Origin of the sequence: Flavonifractor sp. An52, assembly GCF_002159385.1 — a bacterium.
Classification (GTDB): Bacteria; Bacillota; Clostridia; order Oscillospirales; family Oscillospiraceae; genus Flavonifractor; species Flavonifractor avicola.
This window is the reverse complement of the sequence record NZ_NFIB01000011.1, coordinates 60,479-85,085: the sequence shown is the minus strand read 5'-3', so window position 1 is coordinate 85,085 and position 24,607 is coordinate 60,479. Positions and strand designations below refer to the sequence as shown.

The window sequence follows — 24,607 nt, the reverse complement described above, 5'->3', positions numbered from 1 at the left end:
TTAAAAACTAAATCCATACATAAAATCCTGGGCGTCATACCCTGCTCCATAGCTGCCGAAGATCAGGCAACCAAAGAGGAGCACCCACAGGATGCACCACCGTACCAGCCGGGGCTGTTGCAGATAGGTCTTCCATAGATTGTATCGCTTGCTCAACAAATCCACCAGCAAGAGCAGCAGAAGCCCTGCAGCGGCCGCCAGCAGCTCCCACCGGTCCAGGCCCATGCTCTGGCGCACCCACAGGGGGCCGTGGAGCATCCCGCCCAGAACCGCCAGGGCATTGGACAGAGAACTGGCCTTGAAGAACACCCAGGCCACCGTGGCCAGCAGAAAGGTGATCGGGATCTGCACCCCATGCCGGAAGGGACCGTCCTCCCTGATGTGGAGCAACCGGTACCCGCCATCCCGCAGGGGCGCAGTAACCGCCCCCATCACCTGATAGAGGCCGTTGAGCACGCCCCACACTACAAAGGTCATGGCCGCCCCGTGCCACAGGCCGCTGACTGCAAAGACGATGAGTACATTCAGATATTTCCGGGCGGTGCCCCGCCGGGAGCCGCCCAAGGGGATGTAGAGGTAGTCCCGGAACCAGTTGGACAGGGACATATGCCACCGCCGCCAGAATTCTGCAATGGACCGGGAAAAATAGGGTGTGTCAAAGTTCTCCCGCAGGGTGAAGCCCATGCTGTGGGCCACACCCAGGGCCATGTCTGTGTAGGAGGAGAAATCACAATAGATCTGGAGGGAAAAGGCCGCCGCCGCTCCCATCACCTGCAGCGCGCCAAAGGTCTCCGGCGCCCCGAAGATGGTGTTGACCAACACCGCCAGCCGGTCAGCCAGCACCATTTTCTTAAAGGCACCCCACAAAAAGCGCACCAAACCCTCCCGGAACTTGTCCCAGTCAAAGGGGTGCGGTTCCCGGAACTGGGGGGTAAGCTCCCCCGCCCGACCGATGGGGCCGGACACTACCTGGGGGAAGAAGGAGAGAAACAGGGCATGGAGCAGGAAATTTCCCTGGGCCTCCGCCTTGCCCCGCCATACGTCGATTACATAGCCCATGGCCTGGAAGAGGTAGAAGGAGATACCCACCGGCAGCACAATGTCCAGTACCGGCACATTCCAGGCAATCCCCATGCCGTGAAGAACTTCTCCCACCATAGATAGGGCGAAGTTGACATATTTGAATAGGAAAAGCAGTACCACGTCGGTCAGCAGGCAGAGCACCAACACCCACCGCTTTTTCTTCTTTCCTAGGGAGATCCCCGCCACATAGGAGGTGAGGATCACAAAGAGCAGCAGGGTGAGATAGACCGGCTTGGCACACAGATAGAAAAACCAGCTTGCCAACAGCAGCCACAGGTTCCGCACCTTCCGGGGCAGCAGAAAATAGCCCAGCGCTGTTACCGGAAAAAAGCAGAAGAAGGGCAGGGATAAAAAGGTCAAGAGCGGTCACATCCTTTAAAAAGCCCGCCGGGCTTTGCTCCGGGGCCTCTGGCTCCGAAGTCCGCCGCGGCGGGCCGTGATCTGAGGGATTACTTGTTCATCTGGGCGCTCATGGCCTGGTCAAAGTGCTCGTTGATCTGCTTGGTGAACTCCAGAGCAGCATTGTAGCCCATCTTCTTGTGGCGGTTGTTCATGGCCGCCACCTCGATGATGACCGCCAGATTCCGGCCCGGCTTCACCGGGATGGTGAGGGAGGGCACCTGTACGTCCAGAATGGTGGTGTACAGGTTCTCCAGGCCCAGCCGGTCATACATGGCCCCGTCCTTCCACTGCTCCAGGCTGATGACCATGTCGATCTCCGCCTCTTCTTTAACAGCGCTCATACCGAAGAGGCGGCGCACGTCAATGACGCCGATGCCCCGCAGCTCGATATAATGGCGGATGAGCTCGGGCGCAGTACCCATCAGGCCGCCGGTGACAGTCTGCTTGATCTCCACCGCGTCGTCGGCGATGAGGCGGTGTCCACGCTTCACCAGCTCGATGGCGGTCTCACTCTTGCCCACACCGGACTCGCCCAGCAGCAGCACGCCCTCGCCGTATACCTCCACCAGCACACCGTGGCGGGTGATGCGGGGGGCCAGGTAGGATTTCAGGGAGGCAATGATGGTGCTCATGAGCACACTGGTGGTGTCCTGGCTGCGGAGCACCGTCCGGTCGTATTTCTCCGCCATTTCCATGCACTCCGGGAAGGGATCAATGCCCCGGGAGACGATAAGGGCAGGAATATCCTGGCTCAGCAGCAACTCAAAGCTCTCCCGCCTCTGATCCGGCGTCAGGCCGGAGAGGTAGGTATCCTCCACCTTGCCAATGACCTGGAGCCGGTGGGGATCGAAGTAGTCGAAAAATCCGGTAAGCTGCAGGCCGGGACGATTCACGTCCTCCGTGCAGATAGCCTGGTCCTCATAGCCCTCCGCCCCGCGGAGCACCTCCAGATTAAACTTTTTGATCAATTCGCCCAGTTTGACGGTGTACAAGCTTTCCATAGCTCTTCCTCCTATAAAGGCGGGTTGTCCCCCGCCGGTCATTTCAAAGCGATTTGTTTTATTATAATGCGTACTGAACAAAGCCACAAACCTTGAAAACCAAGGTTTTCAAGGCCAAATGGCTTTGTTCAAGTGCAAGGGTTTTGGACGAGATCGTCCAAAAAACCTCGCACTTTCCGTTGGTGCGTTGAGACGCGCCAACGGAAATACGCATTGTAACAATGGCTGAATTTTATAAAAACAGCCACTTCGAGCTGTTTTTATGAAATTGCGCAGCTACCTCCGCGCGAATAAACCGCATCGCGGTTTATTCAGTAGACATTATTATACCATTCTCTCCTCCCGATTTGCAACCGGGAAGGCAATTTGCCAAAAGAAGCGGTGTGGTAAGAACCTGTGTACAGGCCCCCGCAGAAAAATTCCAGTCATTTTGAAAAAAGCACTTGCATTTTTTCGAAAGTTCTGCTATCATATCGTTCGATGCTTTTGTAAGCGTATCCTGACGAGCGAGGAGGTATAAGTGAATGGCCAAATGTGAATTTTGCGACAAGGGTGTCGTGTTCGGTATTAAGGTGTCCCACTCTCACCGCCGCACCAACCGCCCCTGGAAGCCCAATGTGAAGCGCGTCAAGGCGATCGTCAACGGCACGCCCAAGCACGTTTATGTGTGCACCAGATGCCTCCGTTCGGGTAAGGTCACCCGCGCTGTGTGATTGACCGATAGAAAAAGGACTGCCCAGTCGGGCGGTCCTTTTTTCGTTTTCAGGCATGACAAGCCCCCCCTTCTGTGCTATACTGAACCCAGCTTGACAAATGAGGAGGTCCTGCTATGAGCGACTGTCTGTTCTGTAAGATCGCCGCCGGGGAGATCCCGTCCAACAAGGTCTACGAGGACGATCAGGTCTTTGCCTTCTATGACATCGATCCCCAGGCGCCCACCCATTTCCTGGTGATCCCCAAGGCCCACATCGGCTCCTGCGGCGAGATCACCGCCGACAATGCCGGCGTGGTGGCCCATATCTTTGAGGTCATTTCCAAAGTGACCGCCCAGCTGGGCATCACCGACTTCCGAGTGGTGTCCAACTGCGGAGAGCAGGCGGGCCAGTCGGTCCACCACCTGCACTTCCATGTGCTGGCGGGCCGGGATATGACCTGGCCTCCGGGCTAATCCCCCAAAGAAAAGCGGCCGCGCTGTGCGCGGCCGCTTTTGTCATGCCTCTTTCTTCTTTAAATGCCCCTCCAGCCAGGCCAGCACATCCTCATAGACCTGCTGGTGGTTGGTCTCATTGAGCATTTCGTGGCGGCCCTCCGGGTAAAGCTTGACGGCAACATCCTTTACACCCGCCTCCTTGAACCAGCGGGCCACTTTTTTGACGCCCTTGCCCTGCTGGCCCACCGGGTCCCGGTCTCCGGCAAAGAAGTATACCGGCGTATTGGGGTCCAGCCGGGCCAGAGTGCTCTTCCTGGCCAGCAGATTGAGCCCGTGCATCATGTCGTGGAACATACTCACCGTGGGCAGGAACTGGCACAGGGGATCGGCACAGTAGGCGTCTACCACCGCCTGATCCCGGGAGATCCAGTCCGCCCCGGTGCGGGTGGGCTTGAACTGCTTGTTGTAGGCTCCCACGGACAGGTTGTCCAGCAGTTTGCTGTGGGCCCTGGGGCCTTTGGTTTTCAGAAGCAGGCCGGAGAGGGCCAGCCCCGCGTTCACTTTGGCGGGCGCTTCCTGGCCTGTACCCGACAGGATGGCCCCGTCCACTGTACCCGGCCAGTAACTGAGATAACCCCGCACCACAAAGGAGCCCATGGAGTGACCCATGATAAAATAGGGAGCCTCCGGGCAGGCCTCCCCTGCCAACCGCCTCAGGGTGCGGGTGTCCTTGAGCACATACTTCCACCCATCTTTGTCGGCAAACCAGCCGTACTCCGACGGGTCCGTCGCCGTGCGGCCGTGGCCCAGATGGTCGTGACCCACCACCCAGTAGCCGCACTCTGCCAGAAACCGGGCAAAGTCGTCATACCGGCCGATATACTCCGAAATGCCGTGGACCAGCTGCACGATGGCCCTGGGCCGCTCCGTCTCCCCTTTCCACCAGGTGGCTCCCACCAGATGGACTCCATCGCTGGAGGGGAAGGTAAATTCCTGCGTCGTCACCATAGAAATCCGGCTCCTCTTATGGTATAATATCGGGTGCTATTTAGTTTAGTCTATTCCATTGCCCGGTATCCGTCAAGAGCAAGGAACGGAAACCGGGAGAAAGGACGCAGAACATGAACGCTGTGGAACGGTTTTTAAAGTACGTCACCTATGATACCCAGTCAGACGAGCACAGCCAGACCACTCCCACCACCGAAAAGCAGAAGGTACTGGGGGAGACCCTGGCCGCGGAACTGAGTCAGATGGGTCTGCACAACGCTCACATGGACGAGTATGGCTACGTCTACGGCTGGCTGCCCGCCACTCCGGGCTGTGAGGGCATCCCCTGTATGGGCCTTATCGCCCACATGGACACCTCCCCCAGCGCCCCCGGCGCTGATGTAAAGCCCCGCATTGTCCACTATGAGGGGGGCGACATCCTCCTGAACGCGGAAAAGCAGATCACCATGAAGGCCGCCGAGTTTGAGAGCCTGTCCAAATATGTGGGCCAGGACCTGATCGTCACCGACGGCACCACCCTGCTGGGAGCCGACGACAAGGCTGGCGTGGCGGAGATCATGTCCGCTGTGGAATATCTCACCCTCCACCCCGAGATCCCCCATGGCCGCATTGCCGTGGGCTTCACCCCCGACGAGGAGGTGGGCAGCGGTGCCGACCACTTCGACGTGGCGGGCTTCGGCGCGGCGGTGGCCTATACCGTGGACGGCGGCGAGCTGGGCGAGCTGGAGTATGAAAACTTCAACGCCGCCAGCGCTCAGATCACCATTCATGGCGTGAACATCCACCCCGGCTCCGCCAAAAACAAAATGAAGAGCGCCATTCTCATGGCCGTGGAACTGGTCAACCTGCTGCCTCCCGCCGAGACCCCTGCCCACACCGAGGGCCGCGAGGGCTTCTACCACCTGTGCGAGATGTCCGGCGACGAGACCACCGCTACCCTCTCCTATATCATCCGGGACCACGACCGGGCCAAGTTTGAGAACCGCAAGGCCTTCCTGACCCGTGTTGTGGACTATCTCAACGCCAAATATGGTGCCGGCACGGTGGAAATGGAGTTGAAGGACTCCTACTACAATATGCTGGAGCAAATCGAGCCCCATATGTACCTGATCCATCGCGCCCGGGCCGCCATGGAGGCGGTGGGTGTCACGCCTCTGGAGGTACCTATCCGTGGCGGCACTGACGGCGCCCGGCTGAGCTATATGGGTCTTCCCTGCCCCAATCTGTGTACCGGCGGCGTCAACTTCCACGGGGTCCACGAGTATATCCCGGTGGACGCCCTGCACAAGATGACCGACGTGCTGGTCCATCTGGTGAAGGCCTGAACAAACGCAAAACAGCGCCATCTGTTGAACAGATGGCGCTGTTTTTTATGGTCCTTCTGTTTTATTTGCCCGTGGCTTCCGTCAATTTCTGATACAGCTTCATCAGCTCCGCCACACAGGTGGTCTCGGTGGTAGTCTTGATGTCAAAGCCATAGGCGCGCATAACGGCCTTGTCGTTCTGCTGATGAGCCTTGCGCAGCTCGGGGGGCATGGTGGTTTCGTCGTAGAGATCGGCCAGGCTGGAGTCGGGATAGAGGGCCCGGGCGTCCAGAATGGCCTGGGCGGTCTCCTCGATTTTGGCCTTCTGTTCGTCGGTAGGCGTGGGCCAGGGGAAGTTGTTGTAGACGATGTCTTTTGAATAGCGGTAGTCACTTTTCAGACGGCCACATACCGCCCTCATCCATGCCATATGGACATTGGAGGTCAGAACACCAAAATGATAAAGGGTAGCGTCCGGAATAATCTGAACAAGGTTTGACGCAATGGTATCCTTATCCATAAACCCTATTGGAACATACCGACGTTTTTCAGAAGATACCCCCGGAATAATAATATAGTCAGTATCTGGTTGCGCAATCTGGCAAAACAGCGTAGGGGTTTCTGCAAATTTTCTTGTAGCTGCTGCTTTACTGTTAGCACGAAATGTGCGGACTGTTTCCACCCTGCGCAGCACCTCTTTACATGACCGCAATTCATTAGGCGCAGCATCTACTAACCATAAGCAGTATCTTTTCTTATTATTTATAAATTCTTCAGCACCAATATATAAATGAATCCATTTTTGAGAAATTGGCTCCTTCTCTATTAAGGCGCATTTCTCCTCTTCATTGAGTATAAATCCTCCGCCATCTCGCGGCATACTGCCAAATCTCATCTTGGGCACATCACACAACGGTATACTCCTATTTTCAATAAAGACATTTTCAGCGTCTAACAGATAACCGTTAATATTACTTACTTCCATAGGTCTTTCTGAAGTAAAGAGCATCTTTTTCTTTTTGTTAGAGGCTACACTAAATCCGACGATAACACAGTGAACACGCGCCTTTAATTTTGCCTCACTGTCCCATCGGAACGTCCTATGAGCAAAATCAATATGAATATGTTCCGCAAACAAAGGTTCCCATACAGAAGCAACGGATTGTCCCTGACATATTGAATTGGTGGATACAAATGCACATCTTATTGAAGTTCCCTGAATTAGCTTTGTTGCTTTTGCATACCATCCTGCAACATAATCAATTTCCCCAACTTTTTTGCAATTTGGAAATGCCTGCGCCAGTTCATCATGCTGCTCCCTTGTCATCATCATTCCACCCACAAACGGCGGGTTGCCCATGATGTAATTCAGTTCCTGCTTTGGCACCACGCTCTCCCAATCCATCCGCAGGGCGTTGCCCTCCACGATGTTGGCATAGGATTTCAGCGGCAGGAAATCCAAAGACATATGTATGATGTCCTCAGTCTCCTTCATCATCTGGCTCTCGGCGATCCACAGGGCGGTCTTGGCCACCGAGACGGCGAAATCGTTGATCTCGATGCCGTAGAACTGGCCGATGGAGACCTGAATGGGGTTGATAAAGTCACCCAGGACGATCTGGTTGCTGAGGCTGCGCAGCACCTCGTTTTCCAGCTTGCGCAGGGAGATATAAGTCTCGGTCAGGAAGTTGCCCGAACCGCAGGCCGGGTCCAGAAATTTCAGGCCCGCCAGCTTATGCTGAAAGTCTTTCAGGCGGCGTTTCCGGGTGGTCTCCACCGCCACAGCCTGAATGTCCGCCAGTTCCCCCCGTAAGTCGTCCAGAAACAGCGGGTCAATGACCTTGTGGATATTCTCGATGCTGGTGTAGTGCATTCCGCCGGAGCGGCGGGTCTCCGGGTTCAGGGTGCTCTCAAACACAGCGCCGAAAATGGTGGGACTGATGGAGGACCAGTCAAAGTCCGCGCTGGCCCGCTGGAGAATCAGTTCCACAATGGTCTCGTCCAGCCGGGGAATGATGATATGCTCATCGGCAAACAGCCCGCCGTTGACATAGGGAAAGGAAGCCAGATCATCGTCCATATAGGGGTCCCGGTCCTCCGGCCTGGTATCCAGCACCTGGAACAGATCCATCAGGGCACGGCGGGCGTCGCTCTGGTGGCGCTGCATATAGTCGTGAAATTTGCCGTGGCCCCCGAAAATCTCCGCGTCCTCGGCGTACAGGCAGAACACCAGCCGGACGCACAGGGCGTTCAGGCTCTTCAGCGTCTCCGGGGATTCCGGGTCCTTGTACTGCTTCAAAAGCGTATCGTACAGGGCACCCACGATCTCACCGGCCTGTAAGGAGATCTCCATCTCCTTTTTGATGTTTTCATCCCCGGTGTCCACCAGGAAATTCAGGCGGTGATATTCCTTCTCCAGGCCGGCCAGGGCCACTACTTCCGGCTCGTCATTAGGGCGGTTCATGTCGTGGACGTGAAACTCCCGGAAATTGCATACCACGATCCACCGGGGGTTCTTGTCGTGGGGCAGATAGCCCGCGTAACGGCGGGCCTGCTGATAGGGCGTCAGCATGGAGCCGTCGGACTGCTTGTAGCCCCGCCGCAGGTCGATGTCCGCCCCCTTTTGCTCAATAAGGACACGGGTATCCTTGATATATCCGTCAATGAAGCTGACATGGTCCAGCTTCACAGGACACTCAAACTCAATGGCCTTCTCCGGCTCCGCCACACCGTAGACATTCCGAAGCAGGTCGATCCAGAAACGCTGGGTCTCCTGCTTCTCGTCGCCCCGGCCTGCCCAATAGGCTGTAAACTCCTTCGCCGCTGCCCTCTGCTGCACATCTGTCATGACTTCCGATCCTCCTGGGTGCTGATTTACTGTTTTTATTAAGCATAGCATAGACCGGTTCATATTTCCAGCCGCTGCATCAGATTCTCCTGCCGCCGGTTGGACAGAAAAAGTCCCCTCCGTTGGGAGGGGACTTTTTTACATCACCATTTGGAAGAACTGCCAAATCAGCTTACCGCCGTAGAAAATAATGATAATACCGCAGATGATGTTGATGACCCGCAGGATCTTGTCGTTGAAGCGGGCGGAGAAGAGGGAGATCAGCACCGTGATGCCGAAGAACCACAGGAAGGAGGCGGTGGAGGAACCCAGAATCAGCTGGGTGCTCACCCCGCCGGGGTTGCCCGCCCGGAAACCGCCAAACAGCATGGTACCATCGATAATGGCCTGGGGATTGAACCAGGTGACCACGCAGGCCTTGGCCGCCACCTTGGGCAGAGAGATGTTTACATCCACATTGTTGTCCATGGTGGGCTTATCCCGCAGCAGACTGATGCCGATCCAGATCACGATGGCGCCGCCCACCAGCAGAATAACCATCTGCAGCCAGGTGAAGTGTTCCATCAGCGCGCCGATGCCAAAGAAGCAGGCCAGCGCCAGGGTCACATCGAAGAATACCACGATGAGGGCAGTCAGCAGCGCCTTGTGCCGAGGCTGAGTCAGAGCTGAATTGATGACGAACAGGTTCTGCATTCCGATGGGGGCCACATAGGCCAGGCCAATGCCAAGACCGGTCAAATAGGGCGGCATGGAAATTCCTCCTAAAAAATACTTTTCATTTTTACAACCTGGTAGTATTATAGTACCTATCTTCTCCCAACGCAAGAACGCAGAAATTTCGTACCAGGTAAGGAGGAACTGACCTGTGGAACATGAAAACTGTCCCTGCATGGAGACCTGCCCTCTGAACCACGCCCTGTCCCTTATCGGCGGCAAGTGGAAGATGCAGATCCTGTGCTCCCTGTATAATAATGGCCCCACCCGGTACAACCAGCTGAAAAAGACCCTGGACGGGGTATCCAACACTGTGCTGGCCAATGCCCTTCGGGAGCTGGAAGAGGACAAACTGGTCACCCGGACAGAGTATCTGGAGGTACCGGTGCGGGTGGAATACAGCATCACAGAGCCCTGCAAACAGCTGATCCCCATTCTGGATCAGTTGGGTAACTGGAGCATCTCCCTCTAAATACAAAAAAGCCGCGGGCAAAGCCCGCGGCTGGATAGAAACTCAGTCTTTGTGGGTCATATTGAACTTGACCCGGTTCCAGAAGGTATCCTTCTCGTATCCCTTGGAGACCCGGAACTTCCATTCCGCGTCCCTGGCCTGCCTGCGGCAAACCCGCTCGGCAGAACTCATCCGGTCCTCGGGGGGCAAAGTCTGGCTCATCTTGATCTGCAAACCAGCAAACCCGAACATACTGTACTCCTTTCTCAGTCGCACCAGTAACAGGGATTCCTTCTGGCTTAAACATACCAGAGCGGTATCCAAAAGTCAACCGTTGAAAATCACCCAGAAACGCCGTTTAACGGCGGTTAGGAGAATCTATATGGCTAAAACATTGGTATTGGCGGAAAAGCCCTCGGTAGCGCGGGAATTGGCCCGTGTGTTGGGCTGCAAAAAGTCCGGCGAGGGCTTTCTGGAGGGGGAGCGCTACATTGTCACCTGGGCCCTGGGCCATCTGGTGGAGCTGGCGCCCCCGGAGGACTATGACAAGGCTTGGGCCAAGTGGGATATGCTTACTCTGCCCATGCTGCCCGACAGAATGAAAACGGTGGTCATTCCTCAGTCCGGGCGGCAGTTCCGGGCGGTACAGGCCCAGATGCGCCGTGGCGACGTCAGCGATCTGGTCATCGCCACCGACGCCGGCCGTGAGGGAGAATTGGTAGCCCGGTGGATCATGGAGAAGGCGGGCTGGAAGAAACCGGCCAAACGGCTGTGGATCTCCTCCCAGACTGATAAGGCCATCAAGGAGGGCTTTGCCCACCTGCGCCCCGCCGCCGACTACGACAACCTGTACCACTCCGCCCGGGCCCGCAGCGTGGCCGACTGGGTGGTGGGCCTCAATGTCACCCGGGCTCTCACCTGCAAGTACAACGCTCAGCTGTCCGCCGGACGGGTCCAGACCCCCACCCTGGCCCTCATTGTGGACCGTGAGGAGGAGATCCGCAAGTTCCAACCCAAGGAATTTTATACCGTTTCCGTGAAGCTAAATGGCTTCACAGCAACATGGCGTGATAAAAACGGACAGGCCCGTATTTTCAGCAAGGAGCAAGCATATTCCCTTGTCAATAAACTGGCTGGAAAGACCGCTGTGCTGACCGAAATCAAGCGCACCTGGAAGCAAACACCTCCGCCCGCTGCCTACGACCTGACCGAGCTGCAGCGGGATGCGAACAAAAAGTACGCCTACTCCGCCAAGGAAACCCTGTCCGTCATGCAGAACCTCTATGAGGTCCACAAGATCCTCACCTACCCCCGCACCGACTCCCGCTATATCTCCGACGATGTGGTACCCACCCTGCCTGAGCGGCTGCGCAGCGTGATGATCGACGAATACGCTCCCCTGGCCCGGCAGATCATGAGCCATCGTCCCCTCCAGACCCGCTACCTGGTAAACAACGCCAAGGTGAGCGACCACCACGCTATCATCCCCACCGAGGAGCAGGTGGACCTGTGGCGGCTGTCCGGGCCCGAGCGCAACATCTTCGACCTGGTGGCACGCCGGTTCCTGGCGGTGCTGCTGCCCCCCTTCGAGTATGAGGAGGTCTCCCTCAAGCTGACCATCGACGGCGAGACCTTCCACGCCCGGGGCAAAATCGTGAAGGAACCGGGCTGGAAGGCGGCCTATGATCGTTCCTTCGACCTGGAGGAGCCCGAGGATGAAGAGGAGCGGGAACAGTCTCTGCCCGACCTGCGCCAGGGGGACAAGCTGCCTGTGCTGTCCGTCCGGTCCAATGTGGGCAAGACCGCACCTCCCAAGCGGTACACCGAGGCTACCCTGCTCACCGCCATGGAGCACCCTGCCGCTCAGGTACAGGACCGGGACCAGAGTAAGATTCTGGAGGAAACCGGCGGCCTGGGCACCCCCGCCACCCGGGCAGATATCATTGAAAAGCTGTTCTCCGCTTTCTATATCGAGCGCCGGGGCAAGGAGTTGGTACCCACCTCCAAGGGCGTCCAGGTGGTAGGCCTGGCCCCTTCCGACCTGCGCTCGGCCTCTCTCACCGCCCAGTGGGAAAAACGGCTGGGTGACATCGCCCAGGGCAAGGAAAAGGAGGATGCCTTCGTGGGCGAAATGAAGGGCTACGCCTCCCATCTGGTGGCCGAAGTGAAGGCCAGCGACGCCACCTATACCCACGACAATGTGACCCGTGAGAAGTGCCCTGACTGTGGCAAATTCCTGCTCAGCGTCAAGGGTAAACGGGGCAAAATGCTGGTGTGTCCCGACCGGGAGTGCGGCTACCGCCGCTCGGTGACCCAGACCACCAACGCCCGCTGCCCCAACTGTCACAAGAAGATGGAGCTGCGGGGCGAGGGAGACAAACAGCTCTTCGCCTGCGTGTGCGGCTACCGGGAACGGCTCAGCGACTTCAAGAAACGGCGGGAGACCAAATCCGCCGGTAAGGGAGATGTGCGCCGCTATCTCCAGCAGCAGGAACAGCAGAAGGACAGCGGCAACTCCGCCATGGCCGAGCAGCTGAAAAAGTGGCTGGAACAGAACAAATAAGAGAGAATTAGAGAGAGAAAAGAGGGATTTCTATGGATGTAATCGTATCCTTCATCAACTGGCTGGACGACTTTATCTGGGGTATCCCCATGATCGTGCTGCTCTTCGGCACCCACCTGTTTATGACGGCACGCACCGGCTTCATCCAGCGCAAAACCTTTACGGGCATTCGCCTGTCCGTAACCCGTGACCCCGACTCCCCCGGCGACGTGAGTCAGTTTCAGGCCCTCACAACCGCTCTGGCCTCCACCATCGGCACCGGCAACATCATCGGTGTGGGCACCGCCATTTTCCTGGGCGGCCCCGGCGCGGTGTTCTGGTGCTGGATCGCCGGCATCTTCGGTATTGCCACCAAGTACGCCGAGTCCCTCATCGCCGTAAAGTACCGGGTCCGCACCCCCGACGGCAAAATGCAGGGTGGCGCCATGTACGCGCTGGAGCGGGGCCTGGGCCTGAAATGGCTGGGCGTCCTCTTTGCCGCCCTGGCTGCGCTGGCCTCCTTCGGCATCGGCTGCGGCACCCAGATCAACGCCATTGCCGAGGTCATTGAAAACAACATTCCCCTGCCCATTCCGCCCATCGTGGTAGGCATTGTAGGCGGCCTGCTCACCGCCATCGTTATCATTGGCGGCATCAACTCCATTGCCAGCGTCTGTGAAAAACTGGTACCCTTCATGGCCGCCTTCTATGTACTGGGCTGTATCATCATCCTTGGCTTCAATTACGACTTCATCCTCCCCGCCATCGGCGCCATTGTTCGTCTGGCCTTCACCCCCGGCGCGGTGGCCGGCGGTCTGGTGGGTCAGGGTCTGATGATCGCCATGCGCTTCGGCGTGGCCCGCGGCCTGTTCTCCAACGAGTCCGGCATGGGCTCCGCCCCCTTGGTGGCCTCCGCGGCCCAGACCCGCAATCCGGTGCGTCAGGCCCTGGTGTCCGCCACCGGCACCTTTTGGGACACGGTGGTGGTGTGCCTCATGACCGGCCTGGTGCTGGTATCCACCATTATGAAAAATCCCGCCATCAACATGGCCGACATCACCGACGGCGGCAAGCTGACCACCCTGGCCTTCTCCCAGATCCCCGTACTGGGACCGGTAATTCTGGTGGTGGGTATCATCACTTTTGCCTGGTCCACCATCCTGGGCTGGTCCTACTACGGCGAACGGTGCGCCCAGTATTTGTGGGGCAAGAAGGCCATTCTCCCCTACAAGATTCTCTTTGTAGCCGTTGTGGTGGTGGGCCCCGTGCTGGCTCTGGACCTGGTGTGGACCATTGCTGATATCCTCAACGCCCTCATGGCCATCCCCAACCTGATCGCGGTTCTTTTGCTGTCCGGAGTCATCGCAAAAGAGACGAAATATTACCTGAGCCACCTGGACGAAGTGGACACCACGGAGATCCCCAGCGTAGATAAATAGTTGACAACACTTTTCCACAGTGCTATGATAAGGCCAACAAGTTCATATGCAGTCTTCAGGGCAGGGTGAAATTCCCGATCGGCGGTAAAGTCCGCGAGCGCGTAAGCGCAGGATTTGGTGCAATTCCAAAACCGACAGTTAAAGTCTGGATGGAAGAAGACGCCGGTGGGAATGAATCTTACCCCTGCTTTATATCCGTTTCATTCCGCCCCGTAGATGCTTTCTCAGCGCCCCGAAGTTGCTTCGGGGCGCTTTTTTCGTCCCGAAAAAGGAGGGACAAGCGAATATGAACGACACCAACTATATGGGGCTGGCTATAAAGCTGGCCCAACAGGGTACCGGATGGACCAGCCCCAATCCTCTGGTCGGGGCGGTGCTGGTGAAGGAGGGCCGCATCATTGGCCAGGGCTGGCACCGCCGCTGCGGCGGCCTCCACGCCGAGCGGGAGGCTCTGGCCGCCTGCACAGAGGACCCGACAGGGGCCACCCTGTACGTCACCCTGGAACCCTGCTGCCACCAGGGCCGCCAGCCCCCCTGCACTCAGGCCATTCTGGATGCGAGCATCGCCAAGGTGGTCATCGGCTCCCGGGACCCCAACCCCCTGGTCCACGGCAAGGGAGCGGCCCTGCTGCGGCAAGCCGGGGTAGACGTGGAAGAAGATTTCATGAGGGACCAGTGCGATACCCTGAACCCGGTATTCTTCCACTACATCACCCACAAGACTCCCTATGTGGCCATGAAATACGCCATGACCGCCGACGGCAAGATCGCCTGCCATACCGGCCTGTCCCAGTGGGTCACCGGAGAGACCGCCCGGGCTCACGTTCAGACTCTGCGGCACCAGTACCGTGGCATTCTGGCAGGTATTGGTACGGTGCTCCAGGACGACCCCATGCTCACCTGCCGGATGGAGGGCGGCCGCAATCCGGTGCGCATCATCTGCGACTCCCAGCTACGCATCCCCCTCACCTCCAACCTGGTCCGCACCGCCAAGGAGGTGCCCACCATCGTGGCCTGTGCCTCCCCCATGCCTGACAAGCGGGCTGCCCTGGAGGGCCTTGGGATCACAGTACTGGACCTGCCCGGCGCCGACGGCAGAGTGGACCTGCCCGCCCTGATGACAGAGCTGGGAAAACGGGAGATTGACGGCATCCTGCTGGAGGGGGGCGGCGGACTCAATGAGTCCATGCTGCGGCAGGGGCTGGTACATAAGGTCTACTGCTACCTGGCCCCCAAGCTCTTTGGCGGAGCGGAAGCCAAAAGCCCGGTGGAGGGCCGGGGAGTGGACCGCCCGGAGGACTGCTGGCAGCTCTCTTCCCCCACCTGCACCCCCATGGGCGAGGACCTGCTGCTGGAATACGAGGTGATACAGAATGTTCACAGGAATCATTGAAGAACTGGGCACCGTCCGCAACGTGGGAGCAGGCAGCCTGGAACTGGCCGCCCGTACAGTACTGGAGGGCACCAAGCTGGGGGACTCTATCGCGGTAAACGGGGTGTGCCTGACGGTAACCGCCCTCTCCCCCGCCGGTTTTACCGCCGACGTGATGCCGGAAACCTTCCGGCGCACCGGGTTAGGTGGGCTGCATCCCGGCTCCCAGGTCAATCTGGAGCGGGCCATGGCGGCGGACGGACGTTTTGGTGGCCACATCGTCACCGGCCACATCGACGGTACCGGCACCGTGATCTCCCTGCGTCGGGAGGGCAATGCGGTGTGGGTCACCATCTCCGCCGCCCCGGAACTGCTCTCCGGTATTGTGGAGAAGGGCTCCATCGCCATTGACGGCATCAGCCTGACGGTAGCCGCCGTCACTGACCGGGATTTCTCCGTCTCCATCATCCCCCACACCGGGGCCCAGACCACCCTGCTGGACCGGAAGGCGGGAGACACCGTCAACCTGGAGACCGATATTTTGGGAAAGTACGTGGCCAGACTGCTGGGCCGGGAGGCACCCAAGCCCTCCGGCATCACCATGGAATTTCTGGCTCAACACGGATTTTAAAGGAGGATACATACCATGGGATTTGCCACCATTGAGGAGGCCCTGGAGGAACTGCGGGCCGGACACCTCATCATGTGCATCGACGACCCGGACCGGGAAAATGAGGGCGATCTGATCTGCGCCGCCCAGTTTGCCACCACCGAGAACGTAAACTTTATGGCAGTCCATGCCAAGGGCCTGATCTGCACCCCCATGTCGGAAGCCGTGGCCGCCCGGCTGGGGCTGGAGCAGATGGTAAAGGTAAACACCGATAACCATCAGACCGCCTTTACCGTGTCCATCGATCATGTGGACACTACCACCGGCATCTCTGCCGAGGAGCGGGGCTTCACCTGCCGCCGGTGCGCCGCTCCCGACGCCAGGCCGGAGGAGTTCCGGCGACCCGGCCATGTGTTCCCCCTGGTGGCCCGCCGGGGCGGGGTGCTGGCCCGCAACGGACACACCGAGGCCACGGTAGACCTGTGCCGCCACGCAGGCCTTGCCGAGTGCGGCCTGTGCTGCGAGATCATGCGGGAGGACGGCACCATGATGCGTACCACCGAGCTGCTGGAAAATGCCGCCGCCTGGGGCATCAAGGTCATCACCATCAAGGATCTCCAGGACTACTGCCGTCTCCACGACAAGCACGTGGTCCGGGAAGCAGTGGCCAAAATGCCCACCAAATACGGTGACTTCACCATCTACGGCTACACCAACGACCTCACCGGCGAAAGCCATGTGGCCCTGGTCAAAGGCGATATTGGGGACGGCATGGGGGTGCTGTGCCGGGTCCACTCCGAGTGCCTTACCGGCGACGTGTTCGGCTCCCAGCGGTGCGACTGCGGCCAGCAGCTGGCCGCTGCCATGGAGCGCATCGAAAAAGAGGGCCGGGGCGTGGTGCTCTATATGCGGCAGGAGGGCCGGGGCATCGGTCTCATCAACAAGCTGAAAACCTACACCCTCCAGGAGCAGGGGTATGACACGGTGGAGGCCAACATCAAACTGGGCTTCGCCCCCGACTTGCGGGAGTACTGGATCGGAGCTCAAATTCTCCGGGATCTGGGGGTCAAGGAACTGCGGCTTCTGACCAATAATCCGGACAAGATCTACGGCCTGTCCGGCTTCGGCCTGGAGATCACCGAACGCGTTCCAATCGAGATCGCGCCCCAGGAACACGACCATTTCTATCTGTGGACCAAACGTGAAAAAATGGGCCACCTGCTGGAGCAGGTGACCGACGACGATAAGATTCAGGGAGGTATTTGACATGAACATTCTGGAAGGAAAACTGATCGGCAGCGAAAGCCTGCACATCGCCATTGTGGCGTCCCGATTCAACGAGTTTATCGTGAGCAAGCTGCTCTCCGGCGCAGAGGACGGCCTGGTACGTCACGGCATTCCCACCGAGAACATTGACGTTGCCTGGGTACCCGGTGCCTTTGAGATTCCGGTAGCCGCCCTCCACCTGGCCCAGAGCGGCAAGTATGACGCGGTAATCTGCCTGGGCGCTGTCATCCGTGGTTCCACCTCCCACTACGACTATGTGTGCGCCGAGGTGTCCAAGGGCGTGGCTCAGGCCTCTCTACAGACCGGCAAGCCGGTGCTCTTCGGGGTACTCACCACCGACACCATTGAGCAGGCCATCGAGCGTGCCGGCACCAAGGCAGGCAACAAGGGCTACGACTGCGCCCTGTCCGCCATCGAGATGGTCAATCTCTTCAGCAAACTGGGCTGAAACAGGACTAAAAGGGGCTGCTGCATTTTGCAGCAGCCCCTTTTTAACGCAGCAGCACTGCCATATCATCCGGCAGAGGTGCAGTCCAGTGGAGAGCCGCCCCGGTGATGGGATGGGTCAGAAAGAGCTCTGATGAGTGGAGGGCTGGCCGGGCAATGAGACCCTTGTCCTCCCTGCCGTAGAGGAAGTCGCCGGCGAGAGGACAGCCCAGCCATGCCATGTGGACCCGGATCTGATGGGTGCGGCCCGTCTCCAGAATGAGCTCTACCAGGGTCCGGTTCCCTGTCTGTTCTACTACCCGGTAGCAGGTGGCCGCAGGCTGGCCCGCCGGATCCACCTGACGCTGGATCAGAGAACCAGGGACCCGCCCGATGGGGACCTCCACCCTCCCCTGTTCCGGCACCGGTACCCCGTCGCACAACGCCAGATAGATCCGCCGAAAGGCAGCCGTATGGAGCTGCTCCTTCAGCCGCTCCTGGGCCAACGGGTGTTTGGCAATCACCATCAGGCCGGAGGTGCCCCTGTCCAGCCGATGGACCGGATGGACCCCCGCCGGTTCCCCCTTCTGCTGGTAATAATAAGCTACATAGTTGCACAGGGTCTCTCTGCCGTTGCCTGGTCCAGGATGAACCGGTACACCGGGGGCCTTGTTGACCACCAGCAGGTCCTGGTCCTCATAGACCACATCCACCGGCCCAGGCGTGGGGGCCACAGCCTCAGGCCGCTCCGGATCGTCCACCCGCACCGAGAGAACCTGTCCCGCCGCTGCCCGCTGGCCGGTGATAGCCCGGACGCCATCCAGCAGGATGCCGTCCTCCAACCATTTGATCCGTTTGATCACAGTACCTGACAGTCCCAGCTCCCGGCGGAGCAAGGTGTCGATCTTCTCTCCATCCCATGCCGAGGCCACCGTCAGTATCAGCCGCCGTCCATCCTGTTGGGGCATTGTGTCCCCCTCCTCTCTTTTTTGAGTATAGCATGGCAGGCTATGCTTTTCAAATTGAGCTTTTTCATGTATAATAGTTAGATAAGCAAGTGATACTTGGGTAGCACCACTGCACCTTTCCAGGAAGCGAGGCGCCGTCTATGGCAGAAAAACTGGGCATCTACATCCACATTCCCTTTTGCCGCAGCAAATGCGACTATTGCGACTTCTACTCTCTGGCCGGGCAAGAGGGACGGATGGACGACTACCAGAAGGCCTTACTGGCCCATCTCAAGGAAACCGCCCCTCAGGCCAGAGGCTGGCAAGTTGACACCGTTTATTTTGGCGGCGGTACACCCAGTTTTTATGGGGAAAAGCGGCTGCGGGAGCTGCTGCGGTTGATCGCCAAACGCTTTGATCTGGCTAAGGACGCGGAAATTACCGTGGAGTGCAATCCGGACAGTGTGGATCTGAAAATGCTCCAGGCCCTCCGTCGGGCTGGGGTCAATCGGCTCTCCCTGGGCGTTCAGTCCGCCTGTGACCAGGCCCTTCAGAGCCTTCACCGCCCCCATACCTTTGAACAGGCGGTTCAGGCGGTCACCCTGGCACGGCAGGCCAAGTTCCAGAACCTGAGTCTGGACCTGATCTACGGTCTGCCCGGTCAGGATCTGGCAAGCTGGCAGGACACGGTAGAGCAGGTTCTCACCCTCAAGCCGGAGCACCTGAGCTGCTACGGCCTGAAGGTGGAGTCGGGTACCCCTCTGGACTACCGGGTCTCCCGGGGCGAAAAGCTGCCCGAGGATGACGCCCAGGCGGATATGTACCTCTGGACCGTGGAACGGCTGGAAAAAGAGGGCTACCGCCAGTATGAAATCTCCAACTTCGCCCGTTCCGGCTATCAGTCCCGCCATAATCTGAAGTATTGGATGGGCCATCCCTATATTGGCTTTGGTCCCGGCGCTCACTCCGACTTCGGCGGGCGGCGCTACTCCTTTATCCGGGACCTGGAGGGCTATATCTCCGGCGTTTTGGAGGGAGGCGTGGTGATCGACTCCTCCGACTTGATCCCCGCCCGGGAGCGGGGCAGTGAGTACCTCATGCTCCGGCTGCGTACCACCCGGGGCATTGAGGAGTGGGAATACCGCCGAGAGTTCTTCCTGGACTTCGACCCCATCGAGCAGAAGCTGGAGGACTATGAGCGCCACGGTTGGGCGGAGCGCCACGACCGCCGCTGGCATCTGACCCCCAAGGGTTTCCTGGTGTCCAATCAGCTCATTGGAGATCTGCTGGTGATCCAGGAAGAGGCGACCTTGGAGAAAACCCTTCCTCGATTGAAACAAGGCCGTCCCGAGGACGCAGAATAAAGATTTGGGTACAAATACCCCCGCTTGTTTACAAGCGGGGGTATTTGTGTTAACATAACGTATGTATCTTTTCACCCTACCATAGGAGGACAATCATGAAGCACTTCATCCGGCGATGCGCCGCAGCAGGCCTGGCTCTGGCCCTGACGGTCACTGCGGCGTCGGCCTCATACGCCCTGGGCTGGGACCTGCACACAGGAGAGGTCCCTCTGTCTCAGGGCGCCACTCTGGGAAAAAACATTTTCTGGAGCGACACCTACTCCGATCTGCGCCACGAGTACTACATCTCTTACAGCCCCAATGAAAATGTAGTGCCCACTGTGGCCTACGGAAACAAGGTACTGGACCGGCTCACCCTGTCCAGCATGGCCAAGAATCTGGAAAACCAGGGGAAGCGGGTAGTCTCCGGCATCAACGGAGACTGGTATGTACTCTCCACCGGCTCTACGGTAGGCCTGCTGGTCACCGATGGCGTGGTGCGGGCCACCCCCTACTACAACAGCTCCTGGGCCATTGGCTTCAACGAGGACGGCACCGCCTTCATCGGTCAGCCCGCCCTCTCCACCACCGTCACCTTTGGCGGCGCCACCTATAAATTAAGCGGCGCCATCAACAAGGTCCGCAAGATCACCGCCAGCGACACCAGCGGCGGACTGACCCTGCTCACCTCCGACTTTGCTTCCACCACCCAGAACACCGACCCCGGCGTGGACGTAATCCTCACCCCGGTGGACGACGGCACAGGAGTCTATGCCACTCAGCCCACCATCGGCAAGGAAGTCCAGTACACTGTGGACCAGGTACTGGAGTCCACCGGCAGCATCGCCATTCCCGAGGGCAAGGCCGTCCTCACCATGAATGCCAAGGACAACACCGACATTCTGGCCAAGCTCCGCGCCCTCCAGCCCGGCGATACGGTGACCCTGTCCATCACCAGCACTGATGAGCGCTGGAACTCGGTTACCCAGGCTCTGGGCGGTACTTATAAGATCGTCACTGACGGCAAGGTGGTCTCCTCCGGCCTGCCCTCGGAGCGCACCGCCTGGACTGCAGTGGGCGTCAAGGCCGATGGCACCGTGATTTTCTACACTCTGGACGGCAAGCAGTCCGGCTATAGTGTGGGCTGCACCCTGTCCCAGGCGGCTCAGCGCCTGGTGGAACTGGGTTGTGTGGAGGCCATCGCCATGGACGGCGGCGGCTCCACCACCATCGGCGCTACCTATCCGGACACCAATGGAATGCAGGTGGTCAACCGCCCCTCCGATGGCTCTCAACGCTCCAACAGCACCGCCATCTTCCTGACCACCACCCTTCAGCCCACTGGTGAGCTGGACAGCTACTATGTGACCCCCACCGACTCCATGCTGCTCTCCGGCGCCACAGTTCAGCTCTCCGCCACCGGCCTGGATACCAACTACTATCCCACCACCGGAAACACAGTATCCTGGTCCGTTTCTGACGGCGGCGGAACCGTCAATGAAAGCGGGCTCTTTACCGCCGGCAGCAAGAGTGGCTTCTACCAGGTCACTGCAACGGACGGTGAGCACTCGGGCACCGCCTATCTGACCACTGTGGCCACGCCGGACACCATCACCATTTCCAATGAGTCTACCGGCTCCAAAGTCACCTCTCTGAACCTGAATCCCGGCCAGCAGATCGATCTGAAGGCCTCCGCCACCTACCGCACCCTGGCTCTCACCGCCCAGGACACCTGCTTCACCTGGTCTATGGACGCTTCACTGGGCACGGTAGATGCAAACGGTGTGCTGACCGCCTCCCAGAACAGCGGCAGCGGCAAGCTCACCGTCTCCGCCGGCGGCAAAAGCGTCACCATTCCCGTGACCATCGCCAGCCATGTCAAGACACTGGAAACCTGCGAGGGCAACCTGTCCTCCTTCCAGAATACCAATACCGCCACCGCCGAGGCAGAAACCGGCCTGGACTTTGTACACAACGGCAGCCAGAGCCTGAAGCTGTCCTACGACGCCACCAGCGGCTCCGCCAGTCTGTCTACCTCCCTCTCCATTCCCGAAGGGGAGAGCTGGCTGGGTATGTGGGTCTATGGCAACGGTTCGGGCAATACCCTGATGGCTACCACCGCTGACCAGGATGGGCAGACCCAGCAATTCCTCCTGACCGCTCTGGACTTCACCGGCTGGAAGTATGTCATGGTCCAGCTGCCCACCGGCGCCTCCTCCCTGTCTAGTCTGGATGTGGTCTATGGCGGCGGTGCGGAACGGCAAATCGGCTCCATCTGGCTGGATCAGTTGGTCACTGCCAATCAGCAGGTTACTGATAACACCGCCCCCACCGTCTCCGTGTCGGTAGAGGGCACCCAGCTCACTGCCACAGTCAAGGACGATCTGGACCAGACCATCCCCCAGAGCAATGTCACTCTCACCTACGACGGCAAGGTCCTGACCGGCACCTGGAATGAGAGCACCGGTACCCTCACTGCCACTCTGCCTGCCGCCGACAGCGGCTACCATCGGGTCACCGTTACTGCCTCTGATGCCAGCGGCAATCTGGCCCGGGCCTCCGCCGATGTGAAGCCCTCCTCCAGCCGGACCAGCCCCTTCGGCGACATGACCGGCCACTGGGCCGAACCCTATGCCACCTTCCTGTACGACCAGGGCATCTCCCAGGGTACCGGTGGAGCCACTCCCCAGTACGAGCCCAACAAGAACATCTCCCGGGCAGAGTTCTTCGCTCTGGTTGCCCGGTGGATGGATCTGGATCTGGAGCAGTATGCCAATGTGGAGCTGCCCTTTGCCGATGCCGACTCCATTCCCTCCTGGGCTCTCAACGAGATCAAGGCCATGTACAGCCTGGGTATCCTTCAGGGCGCCTCCAGCGGCGGCCAGCTGCTGGCCAATCCCATGTCCACCATCACCCGGGCAGAGGCCATCACCATTCTGGGCCGCACCCAGGCCAAGGGATACACCGCCAACGATCTAACCTTTGACGACGCCGGTCAGGTCCCCTCCTGGGCCCTCTCCTACACACAGATTCTGGTCACCCAGGGCGTAGTCAGCGGCAACAACAATCTGATCCGCCCCTCCGACTCCATCACCCGGGGCGAGGTGGCTAAGCTGCTGTACGCTATGCTGTAACATCAAACAGGCAAGAAAAAAGTGCGCTGACGCGCACTTTTTTCTTGCCTTTATTCTGTTTTGGGCAGCCGTCCGTATAGTTCCATCTGCCGGTGGAGTTTGGCCGCCAGTTCCGGGCTGTCAAAGCCCTCCGCCGCCCGCCAGGTCCAGTTGTGGCCCAGGGTGGAGGGGATATTCATCCGGGCCTCCGAACCCAGGCCCAGCACATCCTGGATCTGCACCACGGCGCACTGGCCCACACTGGCCCAAACCGTCCGCATCATGTCCCAGTTCTCCCCCTCCCGCTCATCCAGGTGGAGATACTCCCGGGCATAGGCCACATCCTCCGGCCGGGCAGTCACCAGCCAGCCCATGGCGGGCTCGTTGTCGTGAGTACCCACATAGACCACGCAGTTGACCGGATAGTTGTGGGGCAGATAGGCCGGTCCCTCGTTGTCCCGGCTGTCAAAGGCAAACTCCAGCACCTTCATGCCGGGAAATCCGGTCTCATCCCGGAGCCGGTGGACCGAGGGGGTCAAAAAGCCCAGATCCTCCGCGATGATCTCCTTTTTGCCCAGGGCCCGCTCCACCGCCTGAAACAGCTTGATCCCCGGTCCCTGCCGCCACCGTCCGTTCTGAGCGGTTGGCTCCCCATAGGGGATGGCATAGTAGGCGTCAAAGCCCCGGAAGTGGTCGATCCGCAGCACATCGTAGATCTCACACTGATAGGCGATGCGGCGCACCCACCAGGAGAAATTGTCCCGCTCCATGTAGTCCCAGTCAAAGAGGGGGTTGCCCCACAGCTGGCCGTCGGCGGAGAAGCCGTCGGGGGGACAGCCCGCCACCTCGGTGGGCCGCCGGTGTTCGTCCAGCTGGAACTGCTCCGGGTGGGCCCACACGTCCACGCTGTCGGCGGAGACATAGATCGGCAGGTCCCCAATGATTCGGATGCCTTTCCCATTGGCGTATTCCTTGAGTGCCTTCCACTGGCGGAAAAAGAGGTACTGCACTCCACGCCAGAAGGCCAGATCGGCGGCCAGGGCCCGGCGCACCCGGTTGAGTGCCACCCGGTCCCGGTTCTGAATGGCCGGTTCCCAGTCGGTCCAGGGTTCTCCGCCGTTGGCCTCCTTCATAGCCATAAAGAGGGCGTAGTCCTCCAGCCAGAAGGAATTTTCCTCGCAGAAGGCCCAGTAATCCGCGGTAGGTGCGGCCAGCAGCGCCTTGCAGGCCTTCCGCAGCACCGGATAGCGGTTCTGATACAGTTTGCCGTAATCCACCCGCTGGGGGTCGCTCCCCCAGTCCAGTCCCTCATAGTCCGCCCGGTCCAGCAGGCCGTCGGCCGCCAGGTCGTCCAGATCAATGAGGTAGGGGTTACCGGCAAAGGTGGAAAAGCTCTGATAGGGGGAATCTCCATAGCTGGTGGGACAGATGGGCAGGATCTGCCACAGGGACTGGCCCGCCGCCTGGAGGAAATCCACGAACCGCCGGGCACAGGCGCCCATGGTGCCCACGCCGTAGGGGGATGGCAGCGAAGTGAGGTGCATCAGGATGCCGCCGGTCCGCATAG

Annotated in this window: 20 protein-coding genes and 1 riboswitch; of the genes, 12 read left to right on the top strand and 8 right to left on the bottom strand. The window is 59.2% G+C overall.

Features of this window, described 5'->3' with window-relative positions:
• Positions 1-1,443: an MBOAT family O-acyltransferase gene (locus B5G06_RS06275; RefSeq protein ID WP_087188238.1), complete on the bottom strand. Its 1,443-nt coding sequence runs from the start codon at positions 1,441-1,443 to the stop codon at positions 1-3.
• Between the two features lie 89 nt (positions 1,444-1,532).
• Positions 1,533-2,486 carry an HPr(Ser) kinase/phosphatase gene (gene hprK / locus B5G06_RS06270; RefSeq protein WP_087188237.1) on the bottom strand — a complete coding sequence of 318 codons (954 nt, stop codon included), beginning with the start codon at positions 2,484-2,486 and terminating at the stop codon, positions 1,533-1,535.
• A gap of 524 nt (positions 2,487-3,010) precedes the next feature.
• On the opposite strand from hprK, the gene rpmB reads away from it, so the two are divergent.
• The gene (rpmB, locus tag B5G06_RS06265; protein ID WP_087188236.1) at positions 3,011-3,199 is read left to right on the top strand and encodes a 50S ribosomal protein L28; all 189 of its coding nucleotides are present in this window, start codon (positions 3,011-3,013) and stop codon (positions 3,197-3,199) included.
• A gap of 116 nt (positions 3,200-3,315) precedes the next feature.
• Positions 3,316-3,654, top strand: coding sequence for a histidine triad nucleotide-binding protein (locus B5G06_RS06260; protein ID WP_087188235.1), 339 nt, complete (start codon positions 3,316-3,318; stop codon positions 3,652-3,654).
• A gap of 42 nt (positions 3,655-3,696) precedes the next feature.
• On the opposite strand, the gene B5G06_RS06255 is transcribed toward B5G06_RS06260, so the two are convergent.
• Positions 3,697-4,644, bottom strand: a complete 948-nt coding sequence (locus B5G06_RS06255) for an alpha/beta fold hydrolase (RefSeq protein ID WP_087188234.1) — start codon at positions 4,642-4,644, stop codon at positions 3,697-3,699.
• 113 nt (positions 4,645-4,757) lie between these two features.
• Here B5G06_RS06255 and pepT point away from each other — a divergent pair, with 113 nt between their 5' ends.
• Positions 4,758-5,969 carry a peptidase T gene (gene pepT, locus B5G06_RS06250; RefSeq protein WP_087188233.1) on the top strand — a complete coding sequence of 404 codons (1,212 nt, stop codon included), beginning with the start codon at positions 4,758-4,760 and terminating at the stop codon, positions 5,967-5,969.
• A 61-nt stretch (positions 5,970-6,030) separates the two neighbouring features.
• Here the strand turns inward: pepT and B5G06_RS06245 are convergent, their stop codons facing one another.
• Together B5G06_RS06245 and B5G06_RS06240 are read right to left on the bottom strand one after the other, a co-directional pair.
• The gene (locus tag B5G06_RS06245; protein WP_087188232.1) at positions 6,031-8,796 is read right to left on the bottom strand and encodes a DNA methyltransferase; all 2,766 of its coding nucleotides are present in this window, start codon (positions 8,794-8,796) and stop codon (positions 6,031-6,033) included.
• Between the two features lie 138 nt (positions 8,797-8,934).
• Positions 8,935-9,546 (bottom strand): LysE/ArgO family amino acid transporter, encoded by a 612-nt coding sequence (locus B5G06_RS06240; RefSeq protein ID WP_087188231.1) that lies wholly within the window; start codon positions 9,544-9,546, stop codon positions 8,935-8,937.
• 139 nt (positions 9,547-9,685) lie between these two features.
• Here B5G06_RS06240 and B5G06_RS06235 point away from each other — a divergent pair, with 139 nt between their 5' ends.
• Complete coding sequence (locus B5G06_RS06235; protein WP_087188249.1) at positions 9,686-9,982, top strand: winged helix-turn-helix transcriptional regulator; 297 nt, start codon at positions 9,686-9,688, stop codon at positions 9,980-9,982.
• A 42-nt stretch (positions 9,983-10,024) separates the two neighbouring features.
• Here B5G06_RS06235 and B5G06_RS06230 read toward each other — a convergent pair whose 3' ends face one another.
• Positions 10,025-10,237: a hypothetical protein gene (locus tag B5G06_RS06230; RefSeq protein WP_242955375.1), complete on the bottom strand. Its 213-nt coding sequence runs from the start codon at positions 10,235-10,237 to the stop codon at positions 10,025-10,027.
• 106 nt (positions 10,238-10,343) lie between these two features.
• Here B5G06_RS06230 and B5G06_RS06225 point away from each other — a divergent pair, with 106 nt between their 5' ends.
• The 6 genes from B5G06_RS06225 to ribE all read left to right on the top strand — a co-directional run bounded on the left by B5G06_RS06225 (position 10,344) and on the right by ribE (position 17,659).
• Entirely contained in the window at positions 10,344-12,524 is a 2,181-nt protein-coding gene (locus B5G06_RS06225; RefSeq protein ID WP_087188229.1) for a DNA topoisomerase III, read from the top strand.
• A 32-nt stretch (positions 12,525-12,556) separates the two neighbouring features.
• Positions 12,557-13,942 (top strand): alanine/glycine:cation symporter family protein, encoded by a 1,386-nt coding sequence (locus B5G06_RS06220; RefSeq protein WP_087188228.1) that lies wholly within the window; start codon positions 12,557-12,559, stop codon positions 13,940-13,942.
• A 47-nt stretch (positions 13,943-13,989) separates the two neighbouring features.
• Positions 13,990-14,107: riboswitch (FMN riboswitch) on the top strand.
• A 121-nt stretch (positions 14,108-14,228) separates the two neighbouring features.
• Positions 14,229-15,335 (top strand): bifunctional diaminohydroxyphosphoribosylaminopyrimidine deaminase/5-amino-6-(5-phosphoribosylamino)uracil reductase RibD, encoded by a 1,107-nt coding sequence (gene ribD / locus B5G06_RS06215; RefSeq protein ID WP_087188227.1) that lies wholly within the window; start codon positions 14,229-14,231, stop codon positions 15,333-15,335.
• The gene (locus tag B5G06_RS06210) at positions 15,316-15,945 is read left to right on the top strand and encodes a riboflavin synthase (protein WP_087188226.1); all 630 of its coding nucleotides are present in this window, start codon (positions 15,316-15,318) and stop codon (positions 15,943-15,945) included. Before ribD ends, B5G06_RS06210 begins: the two co-directional genes overlap by 20 nt.
• Positions 15,946-15,960: 15 nt before the next feature.
• Positions 15,961-17,190: a bifunctional 3,4-dihydroxy-2-butanone-4-phosphate synthase/GTP cyclohydrolase II gene (locus B5G06_RS06205; protein ID WP_087188225.1), complete on the top strand. Its 1,230-nt coding sequence runs from the start codon at positions 15,961-15,963 to the stop codon at positions 17,188-17,190.
• Position 17,191: 1 nt separating this feature from the next.
• Positions 17,192-17,659, top strand: coding sequence for a 6,7-dimethyl-8-ribityllumazine synthase (gene ribE, locus B5G06_RS06200; protein WP_087188224.1), 468 nt, complete (start codon positions 17,192-17,194; stop codon positions 17,657-17,659).
• Between the two features lie 43 nt (positions 17,660-17,702).
• Here the strand turns inward: ribE and B5G06_RS06195 are convergent, their stop codons facing one another.
• Positions 17,703-18,605 carry an RluA family pseudouridine synthase gene (locus B5G06_RS06195; protein WP_087188223.1) on the bottom strand — a complete coding sequence of 301 codons (903 nt, stop codon included), beginning with the start codon at positions 18,603-18,605 and terminating at the stop codon, positions 17,703-17,705.
• 140 nt (positions 18,606-18,745) lie between these two features.
• On the opposite strand from B5G06_RS06195, the gene hemW reads away from it, so the two are divergent.
• A complete protein-coding gene (hemW, locus tag B5G06_RS06190; protein WP_087188222.1) occupies positions 18,746-19,948 on the top strand; it encodes a radical SAM family heme chaperone HemW in 1,203 nt (400 codons plus the stop codon).
• Positions 19,949-20,043: 95 nt separating this feature from the next.
• Positions 20,044-23,061, top strand: a complete 3,018-nt coding sequence (locus B5G06_RS06185) for a phosphodiester glycosidase family protein (RefSeq protein WP_087188221.1) — start codon at positions 20,044-20,046, stop codon at positions 23,059-23,061.
• 50 nt (positions 23,062-23,111) lie between these two features.
• On the opposite strand, the gene malQ is transcribed toward B5G06_RS06185, so the two are convergent.
• Positions 23,112-24,605, bottom strand: coding sequence for a 4-alpha-glucanotransferase (malQ, locus tag B5G06_RS06180; protein WP_087188220.1), 1,494 nt, complete (start codon positions 24,603-24,605; stop codon positions 23,112-23,114).
• Between the last annotated feature and the right edge of the window lie 2 nt (positions 24,606-24,607).